The 18284-nt window shown below is 47.1% G+C and carries 20 protein-coding genes; 10 read left to right on the top strand and 10 right to left on the bottom strand.

What is annotated here, in order from left to right; genetic code table 11:
• The first annotated feature begins 95 nt into the window (after positions 1–95).
• Positions 96–581 carry a 5-(carboxyamino)imidazole ribonucleotide mutase gene (gene purE, locus ACUALS_RS00325; RefSeq protein ID WP_004410971.1) on the top strand — a complete coding sequence of 162 codons (486 nt, stop codon included), beginning with the start codon at positions 96–98 and terminating at the stop codon, positions 579–581.
• Between the two features lie 4 nt (positions 582–585).
• Complete coding sequence (locus ACUALS_RS00320) at positions 586–1719, top strand: 5-(carboxyamino)imidazole ribonucleotide synthase (RefSeq protein WP_454448596.1); 1134 nt, start codon at positions 586–588, stop codon at positions 1717–1719.
• A 45-nt stretch (positions 1720–1764) separates the two neighbouring features.
• On the opposite strand, the gene ACUALS_RS00315 is transcribed toward ACUALS_RS00320, so the two are convergent.
• Genes ACUALS_RS00315 through ACUALS_RS00300 form a run of 4 tightly spaced genes read right to left on the bottom strand, consistent with a single transcriptional unit; the run spans position 1765 to position 4984 of the window.
• Positions 1765–2355: a DNA topoisomerase family protein gene (locus ACUALS_RS00315; RefSeq protein ID WP_454448595.1), complete on the bottom strand. Its 591-nt coding sequence runs from the start codon at positions 2353–2355 to the stop codon at positions 1765–1767.
• Between the two features lie 12 nt (positions 2356–2367).
• A complete protein-coding gene (locus tag ACUALS_RS00310; protein ID WP_038141288.1) occupies positions 2368–2847 on the bottom strand; it encodes a DUF494 family protein in 480 nt (159 codons plus the stop codon).
• Complete coding sequence (dprA, locus tag ACUALS_RS00305) at positions 2844–3965, bottom strand: DNA-processing protein DprA (protein ID WP_454448594.1); 1122 nt, start codon at positions 3963–3965, stop codon at positions 2844–2846. The genes ACUALS_RS00310 and dprA overlap by 4 nt, the downstream gene beginning before the upstream one ends.
• The gene (locus tag ACUALS_RS00300) at positions 3965–4984 is read right to left on the bottom strand and encodes a LysM peptidoglycan-binding domain-containing protein (RefSeq protein ID WP_454448593.1); all 1020 of its coding nucleotides are present in this window, start codon (positions 4982–4984) and stop codon (positions 3965–3967) included. The genes dprA and ACUALS_RS00300 overlap by 1 nt, the downstream gene beginning before the upstream one ends.
• 164 nt (positions 4985–5148) lie before the next feature.
• Between ACUALS_RS00300 and def the strand changes: the two genes are divergently transcribed.
• The 5 genes from def to ACUALS_RS00275 all read left to right on the top strand — a co-directional run bounded on the left by def (position 5149) and on the right by ACUALS_RS00275 (position 10928).
• Positions 5149–5667: a peptide deformylase gene (gene def / locus ACUALS_RS00295; protein WP_005472495.1), complete on the top strand. Its 519-nt coding sequence runs from the start codon at positions 5149–5151 to the stop codon at positions 5665–5667.
• 28 nt (positions 5668–5695) lie between these two features.
• Positions 5696–6643, top strand: coding sequence for a methionyl-tRNA formyltransferase (gene fmt, locus ACUALS_RS00290; protein ID WP_454448592.1), 948 nt, complete (start codon positions 5696–5698; stop codon positions 6641–6643).
• A gap of 71 nt (positions 6644–6714) precedes the next feature.
• Positions 6715–7995, top strand: coding sequence for a 16S rRNA (cytosine(967)-C(5))-methyltransferase RsmB (gene rsmB / locus ACUALS_RS00285; RefSeq protein ID WP_454448591.1), 1281 nt, complete (start codon positions 6715–6717; stop codon positions 7993–7995).
• Between the two features lie 100 nt (positions 7996–8095).
• On the top strand, positions 8096–9472 hold the full coding sequence (trkA, locus tag ACUALS_RS00280; RefSeq protein ID WP_005472471.1) for a Trk system potassium transporter TrkA: 1377 nt from the start codon (positions 8096–8098) through the stop codon (positions 9470–9472).
• A 10-nt stretch (positions 9473–9482) separates the two neighbouring features.
• On the top strand, positions 9483–10928 hold the full coding sequence (locus ACUALS_RS00275) for a TrkH family potassium uptake protein (RefSeq protein ID WP_454448590.1): 1446 nt from the start codon (positions 9483–9485) through the stop codon (positions 10926–10928).
• Between the two features lies 1 nt (position 10929).
• Here the strand turns inward: ACUALS_RS00275 and trhA are convergent, their stop codons facing one another.
• Both trhA and ACUALS_RS00265 read right to left on the bottom strand, forming a co-directional pair.
• Positions 10930–11583, bottom strand: a complete 654-nt coding sequence (trhA, locus tag ACUALS_RS00270) for a PAQR family membrane homeostasis protein TrhA (protein WP_038141309.1) — start codon at positions 11581–11583, stop codon at positions 10930–10932.
• Between the two features lie 87 nt (positions 11584–11670).
• Positions 11671–12468 carry a sporulation protein gene (locus tag ACUALS_RS00265; protein ID WP_454448589.1) on the bottom strand — a complete coding sequence of 266 codons (798 nt, stop codon included), beginning with the start codon at positions 12466–12468 and terminating at the stop codon, positions 11671–11673.
• A 305-nt stretch (positions 12469–12773) separates the two neighbouring features.
• On the opposite strand from ACUALS_RS00265, the gene ACUALS_RS00260 reads away from it, so the two are divergent.
• From ACUALS_RS00260 to ccoG, 3 genes are all read left to right on the top strand, one after another.
• A complete protein-coding gene (locus ACUALS_RS00260) occupies positions 12774–12941 on the top strand; it encodes a hypothetical protein (protein WP_086028707.1) in 168 nt (55 codons plus the stop codon).
• Between the two features lie 97 nt (positions 12942–13038).
• Complete coding sequence (locus ACUALS_RS00255; protein WP_005472551.1) at positions 13039–13305, top strand: YihD family protein; 267 nt, start codon at positions 13039–13041, stop codon at positions 13303–13305.
• Positions 13306–13554: 249 nt separating this feature from the next.
• Entirely contained in the window at positions 13555–14973 is a 1419-nt protein-coding gene (ccoG, locus tag ACUALS_RS00250) for a cytochrome c oxidase accessory protein CcoG (RefSeq protein ID WP_005472451.1), read from the top strand.
• Between the two features lie 141 nt (positions 14974–15114).
• Here the strand turns inward: ccoG and ACUALS_RS00245 are convergent, their stop codons facing one another.
• From ACUALS_RS00245 to ACUALS_RS00230, 4 genes are all read right to left on the bottom strand, one after another.
• Positions 15115–16374 carry a DUF5677 domain-containing protein gene (locus tag ACUALS_RS00245; protein WP_454448588.1) on the bottom strand — a complete coding sequence of 420 codons (1260 nt, stop codon included), beginning with the start codon at positions 16372–16374 and terminating at the stop codon, positions 15115–15117.
• 936 nt (positions 16375–17310) lie between these two features.
• Positions 17311–17463: a hypothetical protein gene (locus ACUALS_RS00240; RefSeq protein ID WP_005475908.1), complete on the bottom strand. Its 153-nt coding sequence runs from the start codon at positions 17461–17463 to the stop codon at positions 17311–17313.
• On the bottom strand, positions 17463–17672 hold the full coding sequence (locus tag ACUALS_RS00235; protein WP_005475922.1) for a hypothetical protein: 210 nt from the start codon (positions 17670–17672) through the stop codon (positions 17463–17465). Before ACUALS_RS00235 ends, ACUALS_RS00240 begins: the two co-directional genes overlap by 1 nt.
• Positions 17673–17763: 91 nt before the next feature.
• Complete coding sequence (locus ACUALS_RS00230; protein ID WP_156143328.1) at positions 17764–18273, bottom strand: structural protein; 510 nt, start codon at positions 18271–18273, stop codon at positions 17764–17766.
• Positions 18274–18284 lie beyond the last annotated feature (11 nt).

The raw sequence follows: 18284 nt of genomic DNA, 5'->3' as shown, positions 1-18284 counted from the left end.
AACGCCAACGCAAACGTTTGCTTAAGAGTAAAATCCCCGTATAATGCGCACAAATTGAATGCTCACCTATTACGCGCAGCTTTAAGGAGTTCGAGATGAAAGTCGGTATCATCATGGGTTCAAAATCAGATTGGCCAACAATGAAACTAGCGGCAGAAATGCTAGACAGATTCGGAGTTGAGTACGAAACAAAAGTCGTCTCTGCACACCGCACTCCTCAACTTCTCGCTGATTACGCGACTAGCGCGAAAGAACGTGGTCTTAAAGTGATCATTGCCGGCGCTGGCGGCGCTGCTCACTTACCTGGCATGGCTGCGGCGTTTACGTCTTTGCCTGTACTTGGTGTTCCTGTTCAATCACGAGCGTTAAGTGGCTTAGATTCTCTCTATTCTATTGTTCAAATGCCAAAAGGGATTGCGGTAGGCACGCTAGCCATCGGTGAAGCTGGCGCAGCAAACGCAGGTATACTAGCAGCACAAATCCTTGGTACGCATGACGAAGAAGTGATGGCTAAGGTTGAAGCGTTCCGCAGTGAACAGACTGAAACTGTATTAGCTAACCCAAATCCAGCAGAGGACTAATACTATGCATGTGTTAGTGCTAGGTGCCGGTCAACTGGCTCGTATGATGTCATTGGCAGGCGCGCCTCTTAACATCGAGATCTCTGCGTACGATGTGGGGAGCAAAAATATCGTTCATCCGCTAACCCAAATGGTGACTGGCCATGGTTTAGAGAATGCGATTGCGCAAGCTGACGTCATCACCGCTGAGTTTGAGCATATCCCTCATGACATTCTTGCGGTGTGTGAGCAAAGTGGCAAATTCTTACCATCAACACAGGCCATTAAAGCTGGTGGTGATCGCCGCATCGAGAAGCAGTTACTCGATGATGCTGGCGTACGTAATGCCAAATACTACGTCATCAACTCCCGTGAAGACTTTGATCGTGCAATCCATCACGTAGGCATTCCTATGGTGCTTAAAAGCGCTTTGGGCGGATACGACGGAAAGGGCCAGTGGCGCTTAAGAGATGCAGATCAAGCAGATGCAATCTGGGCTGAAATGGCAGAATGCATTGCCGCGACAGAAACCCAAGCGATTGTCGCTGAAGAGTTTGTCCCGTTTAATCGCGAAGTCTCTCTGGTTGGTGCCCGTGGCAAAGATGGCAACGTGGCGGTTTACCCTCTAGCGGAGAACGTTCATACCAATGGTGTCCTGACACTGTCTACCGCTATTGCAGACACAGATCTACAAGAACAAGCGAAGAACATGTTCACTGCGGTTGCCAACAGCCTCGACTACGTGGGCGTGTTAGCCCTCGAGTTCTTTGATGTAGATGGCACTTTACTCGTCAATGAAATCGCACCGCGCGTTCACAACTCTGGTCACTGGACTCAACAAGGTGCGGAAACGTGTCAGTTTGAGAACCACCTGCGCGCCGTTTGTGGCTTGCCACTGGGGTCAACCAAACTGATCCGCTCCACATCGATGATCAACATTTTGGGTGAAGATACATTACCAGAAGCGGTGATCGCGATGGATGGTTGCCATGTGCATTGGTACGGAAAAGAGAAACGCGAAGGCCGTAAAATGGGCCACATCAATGTGTGTGGTGATTACAATGGCGAACTGCAACGCAAATTATGTGCGCTCGCCGATGTCCTAGACAAGAAGGCTTTTCCAGCCGTACATAATTTCGCAGAGAACTTCACTGAGTAATCTTAATAAACAGTAAACAAAAACGGCGCTCTAGGCGCCGTTTTGCTATTTGTTTTCTTGGGTGTGATGACATTTACGATTAGCACACTGTAATCGGTCTCCACTGGCTAGCTTTTTCTCAATCAGTAATGGAAAACCACACTTCTCGCACTGCCCGGCTACTGGAGGCTGGTTCACCGCAAACTTGCATTTAGGGTAGTTATCACAGGCATAGAATAACTTACCAAAGCGTGTTTTGCGCTCAACTAGATGGCCTTTGTGACATTCCGGACAAGTTAAATGCGGTGACTCTGGCTCTTCTTCAGGTTGATCCAGAGACTCAATATGATGACACTGCGGATAATGGCTACAACCAATAAACATACCGTAACGCCCTTGGCGAAGGACCAACTCGTTGCCACATTCTGGGCAAGGCACACCAAGCTCTTTGATGATATGCCCATCGTTTTGATGTAATGGCTTAATGTAATCGCAGGTTGGATAAAGGGTGCAGCCAAGAAATGGGCCATGCTTGCCATGGCGAAGCTGAAGCTCGCCATCGCGCTGATCGGATTGGCATTTCGGGCACGTTTGATGCTCTAATGCATGTTCATGAGCTGAAAACAGCTGCTGATCTATTTTACTGCTTTTGGTCACTTGGAAAGCTCGTTAATGTAGAACACCTTGTTCTTTGGTGTATAACAGCTCTTCCATAAGCGTATAAGCGTTTTCATTGCCTGGTACATTAAACAGCACCATCAATACAATCCACTTGAGATCATCCAGCTCAAACTCATCCGTCTCGAGGCCCATAATACGGTCAATCACCATTTCACGCGTTTCCGTTGTCAACACATTCACTTGTTCAAGGAAAGTAATGAAACCTCGACACTCTAAGCTCAAACGCTCACACTCTTTGGCGGTGTAAATACGTGTCGAAGTCGATGTACTGCACACAGAAATCGCTGAGTGGGCCTCGCTTTGCTGCAGAGCGGCTAACTCTTCCAGCCAGACAAGGGCTTTATAGATGTCATTTTGATGAAAGCCTGCACGAAGCAACTCTTCTTCAAGCTCATCTTGATTGACTTGTAACTCTGCATCGCTATGGATGTAAGTCTCGAACAGATACATTAGGATATCCATCATCATAGCTCGCCCCTCCCCTTTCGAATATAGCCACCGGAAACTGCAACAACATGCCCTGAGAGCTCAAGCTCTAAGAGCTGCATCATGACTTCTTGAACAGGTATATTGGTCCTGCTTGCAAGAATATCAACTGGTGTAGCCCTACTTCCTACGTTAGCTAACAGCTGAGGAAATGGCAATTCTTCTTTGCTATCTTCTAGAGGAAAAATTTCCTGCTGAACTGCACCGATACCTTGATCAGACCAGCGAACCAGTGTCTCGATTTCAGCGACAATATCTTCGACATTCTGAACCAAGCAAGCACCTTGCTTTATCAATAGGTTACAGCCACGACCTTGAGTGTGGTGAATAGAGCTTGGAATCGCAAATACGTCTCTACCTTGCTCCACAGCATAACGTGCGGTAATCAAAGAACCGCTTTTTTCTGCCGCTTCAATCACCAGCACTCCTGCCGATAAGCCACTAATAATTCTATTTCTGCGAGGAAAATGATCCGCCTTGGGTTTTGCTAGTGGGTGAAATTCGGAAATCAATGCTCCACTTTGGCATATTCTTTCAGCCAACTGACGATGGCGAGCAGGATATACTGAGTCCAACCCACTCCCCAGTACCGCTACTGTTTTCCCTCCCCCCTGCAAGGCACCATCATGCGCATAGCCATCAACTCCCAAAGCGAGACCACTGGTAATAACCAGTCCATGTTCAACAAGTGATTGAGCAAAACGGCGGGCACAGTTCAAGCCATCGATACTGGCATTGCGACTGCCAACCATGGCCAGTTGAGGGTGAGATAAACAAGAAACATCACCTTCAACAAATAGTATTGCTGGAGCGGTGCCTGTTTGTTTCAATAGTGGAGGGTAGGCTGAGTCTCGCAACGTCAATATCGCCCGCTGCGAGCAAGCATCTAGCCAATTGAAGCAATCGACAATGTCTTTCTGAGCGCGATGCTTTAAGTACTCAATTTGCTGCGTGCTAAAACCTACCGATTGAAGCTCTGAAGCGCTTAATTGAGCAATACTTTCAGGGCTCTCGATTGCTGTTAGCTTAGCAAATGTTTTGGGGCCAACGCGCGGGGTAAAATAGAGAGCTAGCCAAGCTGCTAAAGCCTCTCGATTCATTATTCCAAAGCGTCTAGCGGTGACCGAAGTAACGTTTGCTGACTGATAGGCTGAGCGCTTTGCGTTACCAATGCCAAACTAAAATGTTCGTACGGACGAATCACCATTAAATGGCCAATGAAGGTATCTGGCAGGTGTTTACCATCCTCAATATTCGCACCCGGAGAATAGAGTTCAAACATGGAACCTTGGCGCAACTGGTCTATGTCACCTCGGTCGATAACCACAACTTGGTTTTGCCCCACATAATGACTGCCCTCCAGCGAGCCTAACAAGTTCGCCACACTCTGCGCAGGAGAAGGCGCTGGGTAAAAGGTCGTAGATAGCGAATCAGTAACACCTTCAATTACTGGTAGTGCGATGTCATCTGCCAGAATCTCTTGGTTCTGGACACTAATTTCCAAACCACTAAAGCCTTGCCCTTGCGAGGTCAACGTCGCCTTAGCTATCTGTTTAAGCGCCGTCATTTTGTGCGTGTCGCGCTGGTATTCATCAAGCGGTCGGTAGATCACCCAGTCTGAGTGATTGTGCTCCCCCGTGATGTAAATGAGTTTGTGGTTCGTTAAATATTGATCGCCATCGCTCGAGCCAAGCACGCGAGCGCTTGTCGATAACTCTTCCTCTGTCAGTAGGCGATCCGACTCTAAATAAGGCAAGACTAAGGATTCATTGATGGTAGGCAGCGCCTTTTTATCCAAAACACGGACTTTAGGGCTCAGTTTCACCATCGGCTTCAAGCTCAGTACTGGCTGCCCATTGCGCCAAACTAAACTGAGTTTATCGCCTGGGTAAATAAGGTGAGGGTTATCGATCTCTGGGTTGACCTGCCACAATCGTGGCCACAACCATGGGCTATCCAAATAGAGCGCCGAAATATCCCATAAGGTATCCCCTTTCACCACGGTATAGGTCGTAGGCGCACCCTTTTTTACGGTGAGGACTTCTTCCTGTGCAAAAACGAAATGTGAGGTACAAAAAGACAACAATGCCACAAGCGAAAACCCGAACCGAACTGACATAACCGTTCATCCCTGAGAGTAAAATTTGGTGGTGATTAGAATCGCGAGAACTGCCTATAAACGCGTCAAAAACGCAATGATGCTGTCATTTGGTCTACAAAATGTCTAGAATTGAGCCAACAAGGATTATCCTGATTCGGCACAGTTCAACATTTCGAGTGTATATGTCTGTATTACAAGTATTAACATTCCCAGATGATCGCCTTCGCACCGTCGCAAAGCCGGTTGAAGCCGTGACTCCTGAGATTCAAAAATTCGTTGATGACATGATTGAAACCATGTACGACGAAGAAGGTATTGGCTTGGCAGCAACCCAAGTTGATTTCCACCAACGCATTGTTGTTATCGATATTTCTGAGACTCGTGACGAGCCAATGGTTCTGATCAACCCAGAAATCATCGAGAAACGCGGTGAAGATGGCATCGAAGAAGGCTGTCTATCTGTACCTGGTGCAAGAGCACTCGTACCACGTGCGGCAGAAGTAACAGTAAAAGCGCTTAACCGTGATGGCGAAGAGTACACTTTTGAAGCTGATGACCTATTAGCAATCTGTGTACAGCACGAACTTGATCACCTAGAAGGCAAACTGTTTGTAGACTACCTTTCGCCTTTAAAACGCAAGCGTATTCAAGACAAGCTAGCTAAGATCAAGCGCTTCAACGAGAAAAACGCTAAAGCTTAACCGCCATAATAAATAGAAGGAAGGTACCTTGAGCAAACCTTTGAAGATTGTTTTTGCTGGTACTCCGGATTTCGCCGCCCGTCACTTGGCGGCGTTGTTGTCTTCGGAGCATGAAGTTATCGCTGTATACACGCAGCCAGATCGCCCAGCAGGCCGTGGTAAGAAACTCACCGCGAGTCCAGTAAAGAATATTGCCCTTGAGCACAACATTCCGGTTTACCAACCAGAAAACTTCAAGTCAGACGAAGCAAAGCAAGAGCTTGCCGAGCTTAACGCTGACCTTATGGTTGTTGTCGCTTACGGTCTCTTGCTACCTCAAGCAGTCTTAGATACACCAAAACTTGGATGTATCAACGTCCACGGCTCTATCTTGCCACGCTGGCGTGGCGCCGCTCCGATTCAACGTTCTATTTGGGCGGGTGATAACAAGACTGGCGTAACCATCATGCAAATGGACATCGGCCTTGATACTGGTGACATGCTAAAAATCGCGACCTTGCCAATTGAAGCGACTGACACCAGTGCCACTATGTATGAAAAGCTGGCTGAGCTTGGTCCTGATGCGCTAGTTGAATGCTTGACCGATATTGCACAAGGCAAAGCAGTGCCTGAAAAGCAAGATGATGAGCTGGCAAACTACGCGAAGAAACTGAGTAAAGAAGAAGCGCGTATTAACTGGGCTGACGATGCTGAGCATATTGAACGCTGCGTACGTGCTTTCAATCCATGGCCAATGAGCCACTTTGAAGCGGCTGAAAACAGCATCAAAGTCTGGCAAAGCCGAGTTGATGAGCAAACGTCAGACAAACCAGCAGGCACCATCCTGCAAGCGGATAAAACAGGTATCTACGTTGCCACTGGCAATGGCGTACTAGTACTAGAACAACTGCAAGTACCAGGTAAAAAAGCCATGTCAGTTCAAGACATTTTGAACTCACGTGCTAGCTGGTTTGAAGTCGGCACTCAGCTGGTTTAAACACATTCTCCCTAACGGGAAACGTACATTTTGAGGGTGGAGACACCCTCCCTTAATTTAAGGTATTCATCATGAATGTTCGCGCTGCTGCAGCCAACGTCCTATTCCAAGTGGTCGATAAAGGCCAATCTCTTTCACACGCACTACCTGCGGCGCAAAAAACCATCAGACCAAGAGACCATGCTCTCTTACAAGAGATCTGTTATGGCGCACTGCGTTACTTGCCACGTTTGGAATCCATCGCTAATGAGCTGATGGATAATCCACTGAAAGGGAAAAAACGCGTATTCCACCATCTAATTCTGGTTGGTATTTACCAACTTAGCTTTATGCGTATTCCCGCTCATGCGGCAGTAGCAGAAACGGTGGAAGGCACCAAGACGTTGAAAGGCCCAAGCCTGCGCGGCCTAGTCAATGCCGTATTACGTAGCTACTTACGTGATCAAGGAGCATTAGATGAAAAAGCCGTTAGTCACAATGCCGGCAAATATGGTCACCCGAACTGGCTATTGAATATGCTGCGTGAAAGCTACCCAGAGCAATGGGAGCAATTGGTCGAAGCAAACAACAGCAAGGCCCCAATGTGGCTACGCGTGAATCGTCAGCACCACACGCGCGATGAATATCTAGAACTGCTGAAAGATGCAAACATTGAATTCAGCATTCACCCAGAAGCAGAAGATGCCATAAAATTGGCCTCGCCTTGTGACGTAACCCTTCTTCCAGGCTTTGACCGAGGTTGGATATCAGTCCAAGACGCTGCCGCTCAGCTGTCTGTGAACTATCTACAGCCACAAAATGGCGAGCTAATCCTTGATTGCTGTGCGGCGCCAGGTGGCAAAACCGCCCACATTCTTGAGCACACAGAAGATACCGAAGTGGTTGCGATTGATTGTGATGCTAAGCGTCTTGATCGCGTCTATGACAACTTAGAGCGTCTACAACTGCGCGCGGATGTGATTTGTGGCGATGCTCGCTACCCTCAAGAGTGGTGGAGCGGCGAAAAATTTGACCGCATTCTGCTTGATGCGCCGTGTTCAGCGACTGGCGTTATCCGCCGTCACCCTGATATTAAGTGGCTACGCCGAGCAAACGACATTGATGCGCTTGCTGAGCTGCAAAGTGAAATCATGGATGCAATGTGGGGTCAACTGAAAGCCGGTGGCACTATGGTTTACGCCACCTGCTCAATTACGCCAAAAGAGAATGTCCTTCAAGTGAAAGCATTCTTAGAACGTACAAGTGATGCAACACTAGTCGGCTCTGATATCAACAATCCAGGACGCCAAATCTTACCTGGCGAAGAGGATATGGATGGTTTCTACTACGCAGTACTAGTGAAACAAGCATAATAATTTGAGCGGCTAATGACTTTGTCTTAGCCGCTATTTCATTGCAACGAGTAAATACTTAAGCTGTATTCAACCAGCTAAGCGAATAAAGAGAAAAGCTATGAAAATCATCATTCTTGGCGCAGGTCAGGTCGGCGGTACTTTGGCTGAAAACCTGGTAGGTGAAAACAACGACATTACCATCGTTGACCGAGATAATGACCGACTGCGTGAACTGCAAGACAAGTATGACTTACGTGTCGTCCACGGTCATGCAAGCCACCCAGACTCTCTGCGTGAAGCAGGGGCCCAAGATGCCGATATGCTGGTTGCGGTCACCAATACCGATGAAACCAACATGGCCGCGTGTCAGGTCGCGTTTTCTCTCTTTAACACGCCAAACCGAATTGCTCGCATTCGATCTCCACAATACCTTGCTGAAAAAGAAGCGCTTTTCCAATCAGGCGCCGTTCCAGTCGATCACCTGATTGCGCCAGAAGAGCTGGTGACAAGCTACATTGAGCGTTTAATTCAATACCCGGGTGCGCTGCAAGTGGTGAGCTTTGCCGAGCAAAAAGTCAGCTTAGTTGCCGTTAAGGCCTACTATGGTGGTCCACTGGTTGGTAATGCTCTTTCAACTCTGCGCGAGCACATGCCACACATTGATACTCGTGTTGCGGCTATCTTCCGTCAAGGGCGCCCAATTCGCCCGCAAGGTACCACCATTATTGAAGCCGATGACGAAGTCTTCTTCGTGGCGGCAAGTAACCACATTCGCTCTGTGATGAGTGAATTGCAGCGCCTAGAAAAACCGTACCGCCGCATCATGATTGTCGGCGGGGGTAACATCGGCGCAAGCTTGGCGAGGCGCCTTGAACAGACTTACAGCGTAAAACTGATTGAGCGCAGCTATCAACGTGCAGAAAAACTCTCTGAAGAGTTAGAGAATACCATCGTTTTCTGTGGTGACGCCGCAGACCAAGAACTGCTAAGCGAAGAGAATGTCGACCAAGTGGACGTGTTCATCGCCCTCACCAACGAAGATGAAACCAACATCATGTCAGCCATGCTTGCCAAACGCATGGGGGCGAAAAAAGTGATGGTGCTTATCCAGCGTGGCGCCTATGTTGATCTCGTCCAAGGTGGCGCAATTGATGTAGCCATCTCACCTCAGCAAGCCACCATCTCTGCGCTTCTCACTCACGTACGCCGTGCGGACATTGTCAATGTATCCTCGTTGCGCCGTGGTGCGGCCGAAGCCATCGAAGCCGTTGCCCATGGCGATGAAACCACTTCGAAAGTGGTGGGACGTGCGATTGGTGATATCAAACTACCACCGGGCACCACCATCGGTGCGATTGTCCGCGGTGAAGAAGTCCTGATCGCCCATGACCGAACCGTGATTGAACAAGATGACCACGTGGTGATGTTCTTAGTTGATAAGAAATATGTACCAGACGTGGAAGCGCTATTCCAACCGAGCCCATTCTTCCTTTAGGATTGGCACCATGGTCAATTTCCGCCCTGTATTGTTCGTGATAGGGCTAGTGCTTTCGAAACTAGCTCTGTTCATGTACGTGCCAACACTGGTGGCATTTTTTAGTGGTACTCCGGGATTCTTGGAGTTTGGTCAAGCGGTACTGATCACCCATCTGGCCGCCTTTGCCTGCCTCAGTTTAGGCAGAACCAAAAACTTTAAGCTCAGCGTGCGCGACATGTTCCTAATTACCAGCTTGGTTTGGACCATCGCCAGCGCTTTCGCCGCCTTACCATTTGTATTTATCAACCACATTAGCTTTACCGACGCGTACTTTGAGACCATGTCTGGCATCACCACCACAGGCTCTACAGTGCTGAGTGGCCTAGATAACATGGCACCCAGTATTTTGCTGTGGCGCTCTATCTTGCAATGGTTAGGTGGGATTGGCTTCATCGTGATGGCGGTAGCGGTATTACCGATGCTCAACGTCGGCGGGATGAAACTGTTCCACACTGAGTCTTCGGATTGGTCTGATAAAAGCAGCCCTCGAGCGAAAACCGTCGCCAAGAACATTATGTCCGTCTATGTGGTACTGACAGGGCTTTGCCTGATTGGCTTTATGCTGACAGGGATGAACTTGTTTGAAGCCATCAACCATTCGTTTACCACGTTATCAACGGGTGGCTACTCAACCTCCGATGGGTCAATGAACCACTTTTCGAATGGCGCTCATTGGGTCGCAACCTTGTTTATGTTCTTGGGTGGCCTGCCGTTCTTGTTGTTCGTGTCTGCGATCCGTAAACGCCGCCTCGACGAACTGTTAGAAGATGCACAAGTGCGTGGTTTTACCTATCTGTTCCTTGGCAGCAGCTTACTGATTGCCGCATGGTTGGTGATTCGAGATGGCTACACCGTCCTTGATGCGCTGCGTGTTTCTATGTTCAACATTGTCTCCGTGGTGACAACAACAGGATTTGGCTTAGAAGACTTTACCGCTTGGGGTGCACTGCCAACCACACTCTTTGCCTTTTTGATGATGGCGGGCGCTTGCTCGGGTTCAACCTCGGGCGGAATAAAAATCTTCCGTTTTCAGATTGCTCTGACTCTGTTAAACAAACAGATGATGAAGTTGATTCATCCTTCAGGTGTCTTCGTCCAGCGCTACAATCGCCGCCCAGTGAATGATGATATTGTCCGCTCAATCGTCGCGTTTGGGTTGATGTTTTTCATCACCATCATTGTCGTTGCTGGCTGCTTGAGTGCAATGGGGCTTGACCCAATCACCAGCATTTCTGGCGCGATTACCGCCGTGGCCAATGTCGGTCCTGGGATGGGCAGCATTATAGGCCCAACGGGCAACTTTGCTCCTCTACCAGACGCGGCGAAATGGATTCTGAGCTTAGGCATGCTGATGGGGAGGCTTGAAATTCTTACCTTACTGGTGCTGTTCTTCCCTGCATTTTGGCGACGCTAATCTAAATAGGTTTTACGTAAAAATAGATCGCAAAGAAGTGGCAAGCGCAACCCGCGAGTACAAACCCGTGCCAAATCGCATGGTTGTATGGGATGCGTTTCGCCACATAGAAAATAACCCCCAGCGAATAAATTAAACCGCCGACAGCCAAGAGGGTCAGGCCACCAACTTCCAAGTTAAGCGCTAATTGATAAATCACGATCAATGATAACCACCCCATCAGCAGGTAGGTCACCAAAGATAGTTTCTTAAAGCGATAAACAAAGGCGAGCTTCATGATGATGCCGATCAGCGCTATCGACCAAATCACAATCATCAAACCGATCGCAAGTGGCGTTCTTAAACTAACCAGCAAAAAAGGCGTGTAACTGCCGGCAATCAATAAATAAATCGCGCAGTGATCAAAAGTTTTTAACGCTCGTTTGGCGCGCTGATAAGGAATGGCATGGTACAGCGTCGAAGCGAGGAACAGCACGATCATACTACTGCCGTAAATGCTCATGCTGGTAATGGTCAGTGCGTCGGCATTGTGATCAATCGCTTTGACCAACAATAGAATCAGACCAACAATGCCCAGCACCATGCCTAGTGCATGCGTAATCGTATTGGCGATCTCTTCTTTGACGCTATATTGAGATGACTCGCTGACGGACATAGCAGTGCCTACTCCAGAATTTGAATAATTGCTCCAGAGTATGGCACATTCAGCTTACACTTGTAAGCCTAAAATAAGAAAGCTAGGTTAAGAGTGGTTATCTAAGTACTCAAGGACCAGTTCACCGGCTTTTTCAGCGGAGGTGTGCAATGGGATTTTCAGCTCTCGCTTTAACTGGCCAACCCCCAACAGACTCGCGAGCATTCCTTTCGCCCCCTCGCGATGGCGATCGATTTCAAACCACATCTGAAGCGATTCTTCACTGCGATACGCGACCACTTCTAATTCACGCCAGCGACCATGAAATGGCCCCGTGGTTGGAACAAATTCAAACTCCTGAACAAAGGGCATCGCAAACCCATCGACTTGCTCACATTCAACTTGGCGGATACGTAGACCTTGCTCTTCCAACGCGGTAAAGATGCCATCTAAAAGCGGGTCAGGACGTACTGTTAAGATGTCTTTATCGCTAGGGTCTTTGGCCATCGCAATGTCGAGACCAGTCTCTAACCATACTTTGGAGTCGCCAATCGTCACTGGTGTATTCCATGGCACCTCTAATTCGACATCAAACGTCCGTTCCTCGCCAGGTTGCAGAGTAAAAGCGTACGGCAGTTTCCAGTCGGCGAGTTGATAACTGGCTGGAACACGGCGCATTCGTCCTGCCGTGTGCTTGCTCTTATCATGATCCGCAGGAACTTCTTTGATATAGCGACAAAAGAGTTTGAGCTCTATGTTGTCGATTTCTTGCGCCGTCGCGCCACCATAAACATGGATCACCACGTTCGCCTTTTGGCCAGGATAAAGGACCTCTTGCTGCAACACAGAATCAACTTTCGCTGAACCGATTCCAAAACTCGCCATTGTCTTTTTAAAAAACGACATGCGCTCCTCCTTGGCAATCTTCGCTTTAACTATGCTTAAAGTAACATACTAATCTGCCACGATGTATCAGGGATGCAACACCTCTCACAGAAACTTTCTCCTACGACTAAGGCCGTAGTGAATAGCTGTCGATCAATAAAAGTCTTGGTGCTAATCTAACCAATGATATGCACGCATATCAGCATTCCTGTCCCGCAGTTTGGATTGGCGAAAGCCAGAGAGCCACCCTTCAGTAATGAAGCTCAACTCAAAGCGGGCCAGGCCATTACATTGGCAATGGAATTGCCTGACAGTTAGGTCAAGAAATGCGCCCAACAACCGTCAGGTTCTCGCACACTAACCGTAGTGCGATGCGTCGTCGCAGTGGCTTTGTGGCTGCTCCAACGGCAAAGAAATCAGCTCCTGGTATGACTTTAGTGGAAAAGAGTGTCTTCATGAGCTCAACACCCACCAAAATCGTTAAAGCAGCTTAATAAAAAGCGCGGCTTCGGCTGCGCTTTTTTCTTAACTCAAATACGCCAATCTGATACCTTAATCAGCAAATCATTATAATTATTGTGGAGAAAGAAGATGAAATGTCATCGCATTGAGGAGCTGCTTGAGCTACTAGAGCCAGAATGGCAAAAAGACCAAGAGCTCAACTTATTGCAAATGATCGTAAAACTGGCTCAAGAAGCGGGCTACGAAGGTAAGCTGGAAGAGTTGACCGATGATGTCCTCATCTACCATCTCAAAATGCGCAACAGCGCCAAAGATGAAATGATTCCAGGTCTAAAAAAAGACCAAGAAGATGACTTTAAAACCGCAATTCTTCGCGCTCGCGGCATCATCAAATAAAACAAACAGATTCGGTTAAGGCGGCCACTTGGTCGCCTTTTTTATACCCAAACCATCACAACACCACTAACTGTTAGGACATTTATTTATAAAACTGTACTGACCTTTGTTGTTAAAGGTTGATAACCTTAAAGAAATAAAAATGTTATTGCGTATATAATCGCCGCCCATAAGTATTTACTAAAATAGCAATGTCTACAGAGTGTGAGCTCAATAAATCACACCGTTCAAGCCTAAGAAGGAAGCTTCATGAGTCAGGATAAGATCGATGTAAAAGATGTGACTCCTAAAACCTTTAACCCTAAAACCCATAAAACTAAGGGCGATAGGTTTAACCCAAGTAATCGTATTTACGTGCGAGAAAGTAAAGGCACATTCCAAAAGCTACGCCGCTACGGGGGATGGTTTTTACTGGTGCTTTTCGCCTCCATTCCATGGTTTTCGTACGGCGATCGCCAGGCAATCTTGCTCGACATTGGTAACCAACAGTTCAACTTTATTGGCACAACCCTTTACCCTCAAGATCTCACCCTACTCGCGCTGCTATTTATGATTGCCGCGTTCGGCTTATTCTTTATTACCACCTTTTTGGGCCGTGTCTGGTGTGGTTATCTTTGCCCGCAAACCGTTTGGACTTTCATGTACATCTGGTTTGAAGAAAAACTCGAAGGCAGCGCGAATAAACGACGCAAACAAGATTCCAATAAGCTCACCTCGAATCTACTGATGCGTAAAGTGGCCAAACATGCTGCTTGGATTGCCATTGCTATCGCCACAGGCCTGACATTCGTCGGCTATTTTGTTCCCGTGAAAGAGCTGGTAGTGGGCTTCTTTACCTTTGATGCCGATTTCTGGCCCGTGTTTTGGGTACTGTTCTTTGCAGGATGTACCTATGCCAACGCGGGTTGGATGCGCTCTATCGTATGTGTCCATATGTGTCCTTACGCGCGATTCCAATCGGCCATGTTTGATAAAGATACCTTTATCGTTGGCTACGACAGCCAGCGAGGAGAGAACCGAGGACCGCGTTCACGCAAAGCGGATCCAAAAGCGCTGGGATTGGGTGATTGTATCGACTGTGACCTGTGTGTTCAGGTATGTCCAACTGGTATCGACATCCGTGACGGCCTGCAATACGAATGTATCAACTGTGGTGCCTGTATCGATGCGTGTGACAAGACTATGGAGCGTATGGGGTATGACAAAGGCCTCATTAGCTACACGACTGAGCATAGATTGTCGGGCAAACACACCAAAGTACTACGCCCTAAACTGCTAGGCTATGGCGCCGTCCTGCTTGTTATGATTGGGTTGTTCTTCGCTCAAATTGCGGCCGTCGAACCTGCGGGCTTAAGTGTGCTTCGCGATCGAAACCAACTCTTCCGCGTCAACAGTGCCGGAGAAGTCGAAAACACCTACACGCTAAAAGTAATCAATAAAACTCAACAGCAGCAGGTTTACAATCTAGATGTAGAAGGACTGGGCGATGTCTCTTGGTATGGCAAACAAACCGTTCAAGTTGCACCAGGTGAAGTACTGAGCTTACCAATGAGCCTAGGCGTCAACCCTGAGAATCTAGACTCTTCCGTTTCCAAGATTCAGTTTATACTGTCTGACAGCGAAGACTTTACGATAGCCGTCGAGAGCCGATTTATTAAGAAGCTCTAGACCTTCATTACTCTATGGAAAAAGGCTCAGCAATGAGCCTTTTTACAATAGATAAGCATTTGAAAATAAAGGAACTTATGTTAATCCAGACCACAAAACGACCACAAGAAATAAAAAATCGACCTATATCCAACTGTCTATCTAATCTGTGTTCAGTTCTTCGCGCAATTTTTCCGCAACAACTACAAGCGCCTCCTCAACCCTATCAGCATACTTGTGCATTGTTCGTGTGACGATAATTCCGTCCATCGTCGGTTTAAAGTTAAGCAGAGCCGCAGAAATCTGTATTAGTGAAACAGCGGTATAATGCGCTGGAGTTTCAATTCCAACCTGACTAGGCCCAGCTAAAAGCATATTCATTTCATCTGGCATACCCAACCTCCATAGAACACCCGTGGAATTAGCGTGGACATTGGCACTTGCCGACTTAAATAGAGGTCGATGATGGTCAAGCTCGACATCTAACTCAATGTCTCTGAAGTTTGGCTTTCGATTATTCAGAGCATCAGCTGCCCAACCATAGTCAAACCTAAAATTATCACCATATTTCTTAAGAACTTTCTCATATTCTGACTTCAAAATAGTTAAATCTTGTACAGAATAGGGGGGAGTACCTAAGCGCTCACAATATTCATTGTGTTGCAACGCAGATTTGTATTCTTCAACCAAATCATGTTCCAAGTAACGCGCAGCACAGTCATTCCCGTACTTACTCACAAAGTGACTAATTACAGCAAGCTCATGTAGGGTACGCCAACGTGCTTGCGCACCATCAGCAAAACCATTTCGTAAAAGAACGTGAATTTCTTTTGCAATTTGATTGGCTTTAGCGTGAATCCTTACTAGTACTTCAACCGCAGAGTTTTCATTAAACAAATCAGGATATTTTTCTAGGAACGCATTGATGCTTTCATCAAGCATTACAATTAAGCCTTGCATAAGATCTAACGGATAAGCCCAGTACTCATCAACATACTGAGTAACACCTTCTCTCGCGGCTTGTTGTTCATCAAGCATCTGGCTAAATCCCTCAAACAGGGACTCTAGTAATTCATCTGACATGTTGTCTGAAACAGAAGTGACAATTGAATCCATTGTCTCGTCAATGTTTCCAAAGAATTCTGATATTTTTTTAGGAAACTCATCAATAGCTTTCTCAAGCAAAGGTTTTATATCTGCTTCATTCGAAAAGCCATGAGCTTTCAGCTGCTTGTCTGAAAAATTAAATGAAACAGACGTTGGAGATGCAGCAAGTTGCTTTTCTAACAGTGCTTTTTGCTCTTCACTAAGAAGTATTCCAGTATGCTTTTCAATCAAATGTTCAAGTGTCATAGCACCTATCACATGAGCTTGAAAATACTTTGCTGTTGCCTCATCAAACTTATCTTGCATACCAAACATGAATACTCCCAACTATAAGCAACTCTATTTATGGTTATGAACCTAAAAAGTGATTGTCTCGCTTGATAGCAATATATGCAATCACAATAGTAATGGCGATAATCTCACTCCATAGTGCGGGCCAACACACCTAAATTAAATACAACACGTAAGACTAAGGTATTAGCCTTATCCATAGGCGCACTAGTCTAGACTTAAGGGTGTGTAAAAGCGGAGGTGTATATTGCTTATAACTGCTATAGAGCTGCTGATTTTGCTCTTACCTTTTGCGTTGCTACTCCTAGCGACAAAGAAAAAAATTAGCTTCTTTGTAGTTCGTAGAGCACTCATTACATGCGCGACTATTTTGGGGGGGGTGTCCATCTTAAACTGCATTGAAGTTTTATTTGATGTCGATATTTTGCTTGAGGACAGCACAATACTTACAGGTGATAGATGGTGGAATACTATCGTTGCACCTATTTCCTTAATTGTGATGCTCATGGTTTACATTGAGACTCCTCCCGCAGAAGAGGACTGAGCAAGGAAACCGCTATACTAGGTTTTATCGGAAATGGTCTAAACAGTGGAGACAAACATTGTACATAATAACCACAGAGCTTCTCATTACACTCTTACCGCTCATCTTGCTCGTTCTAGCAAAGAAGCAAAGAATCAGCTTTCGTATCGCTCGTAGAGGTACCGTTTTGTCCGCCATCCTTGTAGGTTGCTCTATCTTCGTCGGTTGGCTTGAAGTTGTGTTGAACATCGAAATAATTTCTGTAGATAATTCTCTCTTTATGAGCAAGGAATGGTGGACACTACTAGTCATACCAACTTCGGTTATCTTCATCCTCTTAGTTCATATTAAGCTATATGCCAATGAAGAATGATTTAGCCCACTCCAAAGGGTGGGCTAACACAATCAAACGTCATATGACGAAGACAATGACGTTTTTAATGACGTTCTTCTAGACGAACAATCCGCTCTTCCATTTTTTCCATCGTTCGACGGATCCATTTGAGGTCGGTTTTAATCGCCACGCCAACACCAATACCACTAGAGATTGCGCTCACCGCAGCTATGATTAGGGTTTGGTATTCCGCCATTATTTGCTCTCGTTACGTAGGGTTTCCCATAGACCAAGCGCCATCGGTACCAACGTACCAATGAGACCACCGTAGCTTGCGCCAGACTCGCTTACCGAGACAGTCAGCAGCTCAGGATGCCCTGACGCCGCAGCCACACCCGCCGCAATAAGCGCCGCCCCTTTGTAGGTGGACGGCTGTTTGATAAGACTTTCTAGATACTTTTTCATAGCAGTTTATTCCCTTTCAAAAACTTGATGGCGTAGGCGCTGAGGATGGCCCCTATCACCATCACGATGATTTTCTTGGCGTCTTGTTTGGTCATGCCATTTGTACCCCTTGTTGCGCTTGCTCTAGGGTGTAATGGCGACCGACTTCCATAATCGACATAGAATGAATCAGACGCGCCAGCGTGTTGTCGCTGCGTAGGTCAATTGGTGCATCAGGGCTCACACCGACACGCTTCGCCACAAACTCGGCGTAATGGTCTGAGTTATTTTCATGGCTTGGCGCAAACTTATGGATAAGCTCACGGATACTCTCTAGGCCGTAGCGCCCTTGGTAGGTATCACGCAGCAATTTAGCCCCTGCTCGGAAGCCATATTCCGGCGCTTGGAAGGTTTCAAAACGGCTATCCACCGATGGCGTGACTTTGCCGAGCCAGTTGTTATTTACATTGCTCTCGATGTTGAGCGGGTTATTCGCTCGAACGCCGCGAGGCTTACGAATGGTGTTGACCACGTTGGTTACCTCTTGAGTGATGGTTTCAATAACATCGCTCCCACGTTGTGAGCGGGTGACGTAAACCACACCACCCACAAGCAGAAGCATGAAGGCAATAA

The organism is Vibrio sp. NH-7 (assembly GCF_053643215.1).
Note: the sequence above shows the minus strand (reverse complement) of the source record. Positions and strands in the feature narration are given on the sequence as shown.

Excerpts from the sequence above, each read along its gene's own strand:
- purE (WP_004410971.1), top strand. The coding sequence starts at position 96 with ATGAAAGTCGGTATCATCATGGGTTCAAAATCAGATTGGCCAACAATG.
- ACUALS_RS00320 (WP_454448596.1), top strand. The coding sequence starts at position 586 with ATGCATGTGTTAGTGCTAGGTGCCGGTCAACTGGCTCGTATGATGTCA.
- ACUALS_RS00310 (WP_038141288.1), bottom strand. The coding sequence starts at position 2,847 with ATGATGATGGATATCCTAATGTATCTGTTCGAGACTTACATCCATAGC.
- dprA (WP_454448594.1), bottom strand. The coding sequence starts at position 3,965 with ATGAATCGAGAGGCTTTAGCAGCTTGGCTAGCTCTCTATTTTACCCCG.
- ACUALS_RS00300 (WP_454448593.1), bottom strand. The coding sequence starts at position 4,984 with ATGTCAGTTCGGTTCGGGTTTTCGCTTGTGGCATTGTTGTCTTTTTGT.
- def (WP_005472495.1), top strand. The coding sequence starts at position 5,149 with ATGTCTGTATTACAAGTATTAACATTCCCAGATGATCGCCTTCGCACC.
- rsmB (WP_454448591.1), top strand. The coding sequence starts at position 6,715 with ATGAATGTTCGCGCTGCTGCAGCCAACGTCCTATTCCAAGTGGTCGAT.
- trkA (WP_005472471.1), top strand. The coding sequence starts at position 8,096 with ATGAAAATCATCATTCTTGGCGCAGGTCAGGTCGGCGGTACTTTGGCT.
- ACUALS_RS00275 (WP_454448590.1), top strand. The coding sequence starts at position 9,483 with ATGGTCAATTTCCGCCCTGTATTGTTCGTGATAGGGCTAGTGCTTTCG.
- trhA (WP_038141309.1), bottom strand. The coding sequence starts at position 11,583 with ATGTCCGTCAGCGAGTCATCTCAATATAGCGTCAAAGAAGAGATCGCC.
- ACUALS_RS00265 (WP_454448589.1), bottom strand. The coding sequence starts at position 12,468 with ATGTCGTTTTTTAAAAAGACAATGGCGAGTTTTGGAATCGGTTCAGCG.
- ACUALS_RS00260 (WP_086028707.1), top strand. The coding sequence starts at position 12,774 with ATGCGCCCAACAACCGTCAGGTTCTCGCACACTAACCGTAGTGCGATG.
- ACUALS_RS00255 (WP_005472551.1), top strand. The coding sequence starts at position 13,039 with ATGAAATGTCATCGCATTGAGGAGCTGCTTGAGCTACTAGAGCCAGAA.
- ccoG (WP_005472451.1), top strand. The coding sequence starts at position 13,555 with ATGAGTCAGGATAAGATCGATGTAAAAGATGTGACTCCTAAAACCTTT.
- ACUALS_RS00245 (WP_454448588.1), bottom strand. The coding sequence starts at position 16,374 with ATGTTTGGTATGCAAGATAAGTTTGATGAGGCAACAGCAAAGTATTTT.
- ACUALS_RS00240 (WP_005475908.1), bottom strand. The coding sequence starts at position 17,463 with ATGGCGGAATACCAAACCCTAATCATAGCTGCGGTGAGCGCAATCTCT.
- ACUALS_RS00235 (WP_005475922.1), bottom strand. The coding sequence starts at position 17,672 with ATGAAAAAGTATCTAGAAAGTCTTATCAAACAGCCGTCCACCTACAAA.
- ACUALS_RS00230 (WP_156143328.1), bottom strand. The coding sequence starts at position 18,273 with ATGCTTCTGCTTGTGGGTGGTGTGGTTTACGTCACCCGCTCACAACGT.